Origin of the sequence: Mesorhizobium sp. M4A.F.Ca.ET.020.02.1.1, assembly GCF_004022645.1 — a bacterium.
Classification (GTDB): Bacteria; Pseudomonadota; Alphaproteobacteria; order Rhizobiales; family Rhizobiaceae; genus Mesorhizobium.
On sequence record NZ_RZOI01000194.1, the window covers coordinates 1 to 8,673 of the forward strand.

Consider the following 8,673-nt stretch of genomic DNA (forward strand, 5'->3'; position numbering starts at 1 on the left):
CTTCTGGTCGTTGTGGATCTTTCTCATCCTGTTCGTGCTGTCGCTGTTTTCCGAGTTCATCGCCAACGACAAGCCTATCATCGCCTCCTACAAGGGCGAGATCCTGTTTCCGGTGCTGATCGCCTATCCGGAAGAGAAATTCGGCGGCTTTTATGCCGTTACCGATTATCGCGACCCCGTCATCCAGGACGAGATCAACGCCAATGGCTGGATGATCTGGCCGCCGGTGCGCTACTCCTACCAGACGGTCAACAACGCCATTCCCGAGGCGGCACCGACCAAGCCGTCCTGGCTCTACGACAAGAAGACGCTCTGCAATCAATACCCGCAAGGCGCCGCCGATCCGGACTGCTCGGTCGGCAACTGGAACTGGCTGGGTACCGACGACCAGGCGCGGGACGTGCTGGCGCGGCTTATCTACGGCTTCAGGATCTCCGTCCTGTTCGGCCTGATCCTGACGGTGGGGTCGTCGCTGATCGGCGTGGCGGCCGGCGCCATGCAGGGCTATTTCGGCGGCTGGACAGACCTTCTGTTCCAGCGCTTCATCGAGATCTGGTCGGCGATCCCGGTGCTTTATCTGCTCCTCATCGTGGCCGCCATCCTGCCGCCCGGCTTCTTCATCCTGCTCGGCCTGATGCTCTTGTTCTCCTGGGTGGCGCTGGTGGGCGTGGTCAGGGCCGAGTTCCTGCGCGCCCGCAACTTCGAATATGTCAACGCCGCGCGCGCTCTTGGCGTGCCCAACCTGACCATCATGTTCCGCCACCTTCTGCCCAACGCCATGGTGGCGACGCTGACCTTCCTGCCCTTCCTGCTTTCAGGCTCGATCTCGACATTGACCTCGCTCGACTATCTCGGCTTCGGCCTGCCGCCGGGCTCGGCCTCGCTCGGCGAAATGCTGAAACAGGCGCAGCGCAACCTCAACGCGCCGTGGCTCGGCATCTCCGCCTTCATCGTCATCTCGCTGATGTTGTCGCTGCTGGTCTTCGTCGGCGAGGCGACGCGCGACGCCTTCGATCCGCGCAAGACGTTCAAATGAGCGAGCCCCTGCTTTCCATTCGCGATTTGAGCGTTGCCTTCGCGCAAGGCGGCAAGCAGTCGCTGGCCGTCGACCATATCGCCTTCGACATCGCCAAGGGCGAGACGGTGGCGCTGGTCGGCGAGTCCGGTTCCGGCAAGTCGGTCTCGGCGCTGTCGGTGCTGAAACTGCTGCCCTATCCGACAGCCAGCCACCCGTCGGGTCGGATCCTGTTCCAGGGCTCCGACCTGTTGTCCATGGACGAGCGGGCGCTGAGGCGCGTGCGCGGCAACAAGATCACCATGATCTTTCAGGAGCCGATGACCTCGCTCAATCCGCTGCATACGATTGAGCAGCAGATCGTCGAGGTGCTGAAGCTGCACCAGGGGCTTGGCGACCGGCAGGCCCGCGCCCGCACGCTGGAACTGCTCAACGAGGTCGGCATCCGCGAGCCGGAAAAGCGGCTCGACGCCTATCCGCACCAGCTGTCCGGCGGCCAGCGCCAGCGCGTCATGATCGCCATGGCGCTGGCCAACGAGCCGGAGCTTTTGATTGCCGACGAGCCGACGACGGCGCTCGACGTCACCGTGCAGGCGCAGATTCTCGAACTCCTGGCGAAGCTGAAGGCCCGCAAGGGCATGTCGATGCTGTTCATCACCCATGATCTCGGCATCGTCCGGAAGATCGCCGACCGAGTCTGCGTGATGACCAAGGGCAAGATCGTCGAGAGCGGCCCGACCAAGGACATCTTCGCCAACCCGCAGCATGCCTATACCAAGCACTTGCTGGCGGCCGAGCCCAAAGGCAAGCCGCCTGCCGCCAACGCGGACGCCAAGGCGGTGATGACGGGGAAGGACATCAAGGTCTGGTTCCCGATCAGGCGCGGCTTCTTCCGCCGCACCGTCGACAATGTGAAGGCGGTGGACGGCATCGACGTCACCGTGCGCGCCGGCCAGACGCTCGGCGTGGTCGGTGAATCCGGCTCGGGCAAGACGACGCTTGGGCTGGCGCTGGCCAGGATGATCTCGTCGACCGGAACCATCCAGTTCGACGGGCGCGACATCAACCAGCTCTCCTTCAATGCCATGCGGCCGCTCCGGCGCGAGTTGCAGATCGTCTTCCAGGATCCATTCGGCTCGCTCAGCCCGCGCATGTCGATCGCCGAGATCATCGAGGAAGGGCTTAAGATCCACGAGCCGAAGCTCACGCCCGACCAGCGCGACGACAAGGTCGTCGACGTGCTGAAAGAGGTCGGTCTCGATCCCGAGACGCGCAACCGCTACCCGCACGAATTCTCCGGCGGCCAGCGCCAGCGCGTGGCGATCGCCCGCGCCATGGTGCTCAACCCGCGCTTCGTCATGCTGGACGAGCCGACCTCGGCCCTCGACATGAGCGTGCAGGCGCAGGTCGTCGACCTGTTGCGCAACCTGCAGGTCAAGCATGATCTCGCCTATCTGTTCATCAGCCACGACCTGAAAGTCATCCGCGCGCTTGCCAACGACGTCATCGTCATGCGCAATGGCCAGATCGTCGAAACCGGGCCGTCAGAACAGATTTTTGGCAGCCCGCAAACGGACTATACTCGGGCGCTGATCTCGGCCGCATTCCGGATCGAGACGGCACCGACCGGTGTGGTCAGCGAGTAGGTTGAGCCCAAGGCCAGAACTGAAATGACTGGGAAGAAAAATCCGCACATGGAAAAGGGCCGCGTCCTGCTTGCCGTCACCGGCTTTCATCCGCAGCGTTGGCGCGAGCTGCTCTCGGCCGAGCGCGAGGTGGTGCTGGAGCCGGACGGCGCCAGCGATCCTTCGATCACCTATGCGGTGGTGTGGAAGCAGAAGGCCAATCTACTTTCGTCCCTGCCCAATCTGCGCGCCATCTTCTCGATCGGCGCCGGCGTCGACCACATCTTCGCCGATCCCGGCCTGCCCGACGTGCCGATCGTCAAGGTAGTCGCCGACAACCTCACCCAATACATGACCGAGTACGTGGTTTGGCGCGTGCTCGACCATCACCGCCAGGGCATGCTCTATCAGGCGCAGCAGAAGAAGAAGACCTGGCACGAGCCGCCGCAGCGCCCGGCCGGCGACATCTCGGTCGGCATCATGGGGCTCGGCAATCTCGGCCGCGCCGCGGCATCGGTGTTGCTGTCGCTCGGCTTCGCGGTCAATGGCTGGTCGCGCTCCGAGCGGCCGATGAAAGGTGTTTCCACCTATGCGGGCGAGGCCGGGCTGATCCCCTTCCTCAACGCCACCGACATATTGGTGGTGCTCTTGCCGCTGACGGCCCAGACGCAAGGCATCGTCAGCTACAGTCTCCTGAAGGAGCTGCGCAGGCGCAACGGCCTCGGCGGCTCGGTGCTGATCAATGCCGGACGCGGACGCCTGCAGAAGGACGCCGACATCCTGCGCGCGCTGGACGACGGCACGCTGAAGGAGGCGAGCCTCGACGTGTTCGAGGTCGAGCCGTTGCCGAAGACCAGCCCGCTATGGGCGCATCCGAAAGTGTTCGTGACGCCGCATGCGGCGGCGACCTCGGATCCCGTGCATCTGGTGCCGATCATGCTGCGGCAGATGGCGGCGTACGAGCGCGGCGAGAAGCTCGACAATGTCGTCGACCGCGAGGCCGGCTACTAAATCCTCAGGAAGGTTTTGACCCGGGCAGCTCGAACTTGTTCTTCTTCGCCGGCTTGCCGCAGTCCCGGCGTTCGATCGATCGGTTCATGGCGTCGATCTGGCCTGCCGCCTTGTCGGCATCGCGCCTGGCCTTCGAACGCATATCCGGTGTGAACGGGCCGAAGCCCATGGCCGGATTGGAGAAGGTCGTCTTAGCCGTTGTCGGCAGTTGGCTTTGCTCGGCCAGGGCGTTGCGCTGGGCAATCAGCTGATCGCAAGGCACGTTGTCGTATTGCAGCGAGGACTGCACGTCCTCGTCCTGGCGTTCCGACATCGAGGTGCCGCCGACGCAGCCGGCCGTTGCCAGGCACGAGGCCAAAACCATGATCTTCCAGCGCATGGTATCTTCCTCTCTTTTCGGTATCCGCCCAGCGCAACCCCGACACGCGATTCGGGCTTTTTCGCAGCAAACGGAGCTCGGCGGGGACAGAGGGGGATCACAGCGTTGGTGATTTGCCCGCCACCACGGCCAGGCCATCTATTGGCTCGCGGCGGTCGTGCCGGATGACCGTGCGTTGAAGCCACCGGACGGAAAGTCCGTTAGCGGCCAGGACGATCCGCACATAGGCCTCGGAATGCGCGTAGCGGCGTGACGGCCGCAGCGCGAAGCTATCGCCGCCGGCCGGTTCCGTGTCGGCCAGCGTCTCGACAGAGAACGCAAACAACCCATCCTCGGCAAGCATGCCGGCGACTGTCCTCACAATGCCCTCAAGCGCGCCGACATAGATGAAGACGTCGGCCGCGACCACGAGGTCGGCTTTGGGACCGGCGTAGACAAGATCCTGCAGGTCGGCCTTGACGAGTCGATCGTAGACGCCTTTGGCCCGCGCCTTCCGCAGCATGGCGGCGGAGATGTCGTAGCCCTCGAGCCGGTCGACGATCGGCCGCAGCCTTTCGCCCATCAGGCCGGTCCCGCAGCCGAGATCGAGTGCCAGCGATAAGCGCCCTGGCCGGACCGATCGAATGGCCTGGTCGAGTAATTCGGGCATCCGGTAGCCGAGCTTGTTGACGAGCATGTCCTCGAAGCTCTCGGCATAGTGGTCGAACAGCGTCTCGACGAAAGCGCTGGGCGGAGCCGCGGCCGTCGGCGCCTTGCCGGCGAGTTGCAGCTTCAGCGCGGCGCCCAGCCGGTCCGCAGGCTCCAGCCGCAACGCCATCGCCCAGGCCTGCGCGGCCTGATCGGGCTGGCCGGCGGCTTCCTGCATCTCGCCGAGGCGGAACCAGCCGGCCGACCATTGCGGCGCCAGCTCCAGCGCACCAAGCAGCAGCTCCGCCGCAGCAGTGGGATCGCCGGAGGCGCCGAGCATCTCGGCGAAGTCGGCGCGGCGGTCGGCGGTCAGGTCGCCGGACGAGGCCTGGAACGGTTTCATGGTGCAAGGATCCCACCGGCGATCGGACCGGCGGCTGGCTGTAGAATGAGTCAGCAGTCTCTGGCAACAGGCTTCCCGCGCCGGATTTAGCCACTATCTTGAAGCCATGCGCGCCAGCGACCTGCTCAAGCCCCGCCCCGAGGGCCTCTACTGCCCGCCCGGCGATTTCTTCATCGACCCGGTGCGGCCGGTGGAACGCGCGCTGATCACGCACGGCCACTCCGACCATGCGCGCTCCGGCCACGGCTCGGTGCTCGCGACCCGGCAGACGCTCGACATCATGGCGTTGCGCTATGGCGAGGATTTTGCCGGGACCACGCAGGCCGCCGTCCTCGGCGAGACGATCGACCTCAACGGCGTGTCGGTCAGCTTTCATCCGGCGGGCCATGTGCTGGGCTCGGCGCAGATCGCGGTCGAGCATCGCGGCATGCGCATCGTCGCTTCCGGCGACTACAAGCGCCAGAAGGACGACACCTGCCAGACGTTCGAGCCGATCCCTTGCGACATCTTCATCACCGAGGCGACGTTCGGCCTGCCAGTGTTCCGCCATCCGCCAGACACCGAGGAAATCGCCCGGCTGCTGAAATCGGCGGCGCAGTTTCCGGAGCGCTCGCACCTGATCGGCGCCTATGCGCTCGGCAAGGCACAGCGCGTCATGCGGCTCTTGCGCGACTGCGGCTACGACAGGCCGATCTATATTCATGGCGCGCTGGCGAAGCTCAGCGAATATTACCAGCGCCAGGGCATCGACCTCGGCCAGCTCGACCCAGCAACGGTCGACAGCGGCGGCAAGGATGATTTCGCGGGCGCCATCGTCGTCGGCCCGCCGGCGGCCTTCGCCGACCGCTGGGCGCGGCGCTTCCCCGATCCGATCTCCTGCTTCGCCTCGGGCTGGATGCGCATCCGCCAGCGCGCCAAGCAGGGCGGCGTCGAACTGCCGCTGATCATCTCCGACCATGCCGACTGGGACGAGCTGACCACCACGATCAAGGAGACGGGCGCGGCGGAAATCTGGGTGACGCATGGCCGCGAGGAGGCGCTGGTGCGCTGGTGCGAGCTGGAAGGCATCGCGGCGCGGCCGCTGCATCTTGTCGGCTATGAGGACGAGGGCGATTGAGTTGAACCGCTTCGCCGAACTCCTCGATCGCCTCGTGCTGACGCCGTCGCGCAACGGCAAGCTGACGCTGCTGACCGACTATTTCCGCAGCGTCGAAGACCCCGACCGCGGGCTGGCGCTCGCCGCGATAACCGGGGACCTGTCGATCGCGGCGGTCAAGCCGGCGATGCTGCGGGCGCTGGTCGTCGAGCGCATGGACCCTGTGCTGTTCGGCTATTCCTACGACTATGTCGGTGACCTCGCCGAGACGGTGTCGCTGGTCTGGCCGCAAGCGCCCGGAAATATCTCGAACCATGCGCCGACGCTGGCCGAGGTGGTCGGCAGACTGCAGGCGGCGAGCCGCTCCGACGGGCCGCAGGTGCTGGCGAGGCTGCTCGACAGCGCCAGCATTTCGGCGCGCTTTGCCATCATCAAGCTGGTGACCGGCGGCCTGCGCATCGGCGTGTCGGCGCGGCTGGCAAAACAGGCGCTGGCCGATCTCGGCAAGGTCGACGTCACCGAAATCGAGGAGCTGTGGCACGGCCTGACGCCGCCATACACCACGCTGTTCGCCTGGCTTGAAGGCAAGGCCGGCAAGCCGGAGCGGACCGCGCTTGCCCTGTTCAGTCCGGTGATGCTGGCCAATCCTGTCGGCGACGGCGATCTCGAAAAGCTCGATCCGGCCGACTATGCGGCCGAATGGAAATGGGACGGCATCCGCGTCCAGGCGGTGTGCGAGGGTGGCATCCGCCGGCTCTATTCGCGCACCGGCGACGACGTCTCCGGTGCCTTCCCGGATCTTGCCACGGCAATGGCTTTCGAAGCGGCGCTCGACGGCGAACTGCTGGTCGGCGACCCCCGCCAGGCGACCGGCACGTTTTCGGACCTGCAGCAGCGGCTGAACCGCAAGAGTGTGTCGCAGAAGATCCAGCAGCAATATCCAGCGTTCATGCGCTGCTACGACGCGCTGCAGATCGGCGGCGAGGATTTGCGCACGCTGCCCTTCCGCGAAAGACGGGCTCGCCTCGAGGCCTTCATCGGCACCCTCGACCCCAGCCGTTTCGACCTTTCGCCGCTGGTCGAATTCCCCGAATGGCAGGCGCTCGAACAACTGCGGCAGGCGCCGCCGCATCCGATCATCGAAGGGGTGATGCTGAAGCGTTGGGATTCGCCCTATCTAGCCGGGCGGCCGAAGGGTCCGTGGTTCAAGTGGAAGCGCGATCCGCACACGGTCGATGCGGTGCTGATGTATGCACAGCGCGGCCATGGCAAGCGCTCCAGTTTCTACTCCGATTACACGTTCGGCGTCTGGTCAGGCACGGAAGGGTCCGAGGAACTGGTGCCCGTCGGCAAGGCCTATTTCGGCTTCACCGACGAGGAGCTGAAGCAAATCGACAAATATGTCCGCGACAACACGGTCGAGCGCTTCGGCCCGGTGCGCTCGGTGCGGGCCGACCGCGACAACGGCCTGGTACTGGAGGTGGCGTTCGAGGGGCTCAACCGCTCGACCCGGCACAAATCGGGCGTCGCCATGCGCTTTCCGCGCATTTCGCGGCTGCGCTGGGACAAGCCCGCGGCCGAGGCCGACCGCATCGAGACGCTGCAGGCGCTGCTCGACCGCTAGCTGCAATCGACATTACTGCGCGATTGAGACGCGGATCTCATAGATGTCGACCGACTTGCCCTGCTTGTCGAAGTCGGAGTTGACGGCGATGGTGCCGGCCGCGCCCGGATGCTTGTCCGGGAACTGGACGTCGAACAGATACTCGTTGCGCTCGTGCCCGACCGCATAACGCTTGCGGCCGCAATCACCGAGCTCGCCGAAATTGCAGTCGACCGAGATCTGCGTCTCCTTGCCCTCTTCCGAGCGCGCGACGATGTCGAACATGGCATGCTTGCCGACCAGCTTTTCCAGCACGCCCTGGCCGACGTCAAAGGCGATGGCCGAGCCTGACGCGCCGGAGCGGATGCGCAGGAATGAGCCGGTGTCGTCCTGCATCACCTCGGCCTTGGCATCGGCCGGTGCCGCGACATGGGTCGGGTCCGCAGGTGAGAAGACATTGATCCACTCGCGCTGCTGCGCGGCGTCGCCCTGCTTTTCCGGCGACCCGGCGGGCGGCTCGGCCGCCTCGTCGTCCTCGACCGTCGGCGGCGCCTGGGGCGGGCCGGTGTCGAGCTCGGCCGCGGTCTTGAAGACGCCGGTCTCCTTGGCGAAGTAGATACCGATACCGGCGGCCGCCAGCAGCGTCACGCCGAGGAAGATCGCCGTCAACGGCAGGCGCCGCCCCCTGATCCGACGCTCGTCGCGATCTGGCGCGACCTCCGCCTCGCCGTCTTCCGCCGCGGCGGATGCAGGCGTATCGAGAGTCGGGGCGTCGGGAAGGTCGCCCGGCATGATGTCGGGCACGACAGGCAGCACACGCGAGCGCGGCGCATCGGCGGCCGAAGACTGCATCGGCCCGTCGACCACGATCGCAGGCGATGGCTGGGCAGGTGTGGCTTGCGTCGGCGGTTCCA

8 protein-coding genes are annotated in these 8,673 nt (G+C 65.6%); 5 read left to right on the forward strand and 3 right to left on the reverse strand.

Going from position 1 to position 8,673, the window contains the following annotated elements; genetic code table 11:
* The 3 genes from EN742_RS14605 to EN742_RS14615 form a co-directional block, all read left to right on the forward strand.
* A partial coding sequence (locus EN742_RS14605) for an ABC transporter permease (RefSeq protein ID WP_148670107.1) occupies positions 1 to 1,036 on the forward strand: 1,036 nt, incomplete at its 5' end.
* Entirely contained in the window at positions 1,033 to 2,661 is a 1,629-nt protein-coding gene (locus EN742_RS14610) for an ABC transporter ATP-binding protein (RefSeq protein WP_127405272.1), read from the forward strand. The genes EN742_RS14605 and EN742_RS14610, both read left to right, overlap by 4 nt.
* A gap of 48 nt (positions 2,662 to 2,709) precedes the next feature.
* Entirely contained in the window at positions 2,710 to 3,651 is a 942-nt protein-coding gene (locus EN742_RS14615) for a glyoxylate/hydroxypyruvate reductase A (RefSeq protein WP_127405273.1), read from the forward strand.
* Between the two features lie 4 nt (positions 3,652 to 3,655).
* On the opposite strand, the gene EN742_RS14620 is transcribed toward EN742_RS14615, so the two are convergent.
* Both EN742_RS14620 and EN742_RS14625 read right to left on the reverse strand, forming a co-directional pair.
* Positions 3,656 to 4,030, reverse strand: a complete 375-nt coding sequence (locus EN742_RS14620) for a hypothetical protein (protein ID WP_126056714.1) — start codon at positions 4,028 to 4,030, stop codon at positions 3,656 to 3,658.
* 97 nt (positions 4,031 to 4,127) lie between these two features.
* Positions 4,128 to 5,060, reverse strand: coding sequence for a methyltransferase domain-containing protein (locus EN742_RS14625; RefSeq protein WP_128332952.1), 933 nt, complete (start codon positions 5,058 to 5,060; stop codon positions 4,128 to 4,130).
* A 106-nt stretch (positions 5,061 to 5,166) separates the two neighbouring features.
* Here EN742_RS14625 and EN742_RS14630 point away from each other — a divergent pair, with 106 nt between their 5' ends.
* Together EN742_RS14630 and EN742_RS14635 are read left to right on the forward strand one after the other, a co-directional pair.
* On the forward strand, positions 5,167 to 6,177 hold the full coding sequence (locus EN742_RS14630) for a ligase-associated DNA damage response exonuclease (protein ID WP_127405270.1): 1,011 nt from the start codon (positions 5,167 to 5,169) through the stop codon (positions 6,175 to 6,177).
* A 1-nt stretch (position 6,178) separates the two neighbouring features.
* Positions 6,179 to 7,780 (forward strand): cisplatin damage response ATP-dependent DNA ligase, encoded by a 1,602-nt coding sequence (locus EN742_RS14635; protein ID WP_126056717.1) that lies wholly within the window; start codon positions 6,179 to 6,181, stop codon positions 7,778 to 7,780.
* A 12-nt stretch (positions 7,781 to 7,792) separates the two neighbouring features.
* Here EN742_RS14635 and EN742_RS14640 read toward each other — a convergent pair.
* The coding region (locus EN742_RS14640) for a hypothetical protein (RefSeq protein ID WP_128332953.1) at positions 7,793 to 8,673 on the reverse strand (881 nt) is incomplete at its 5' end.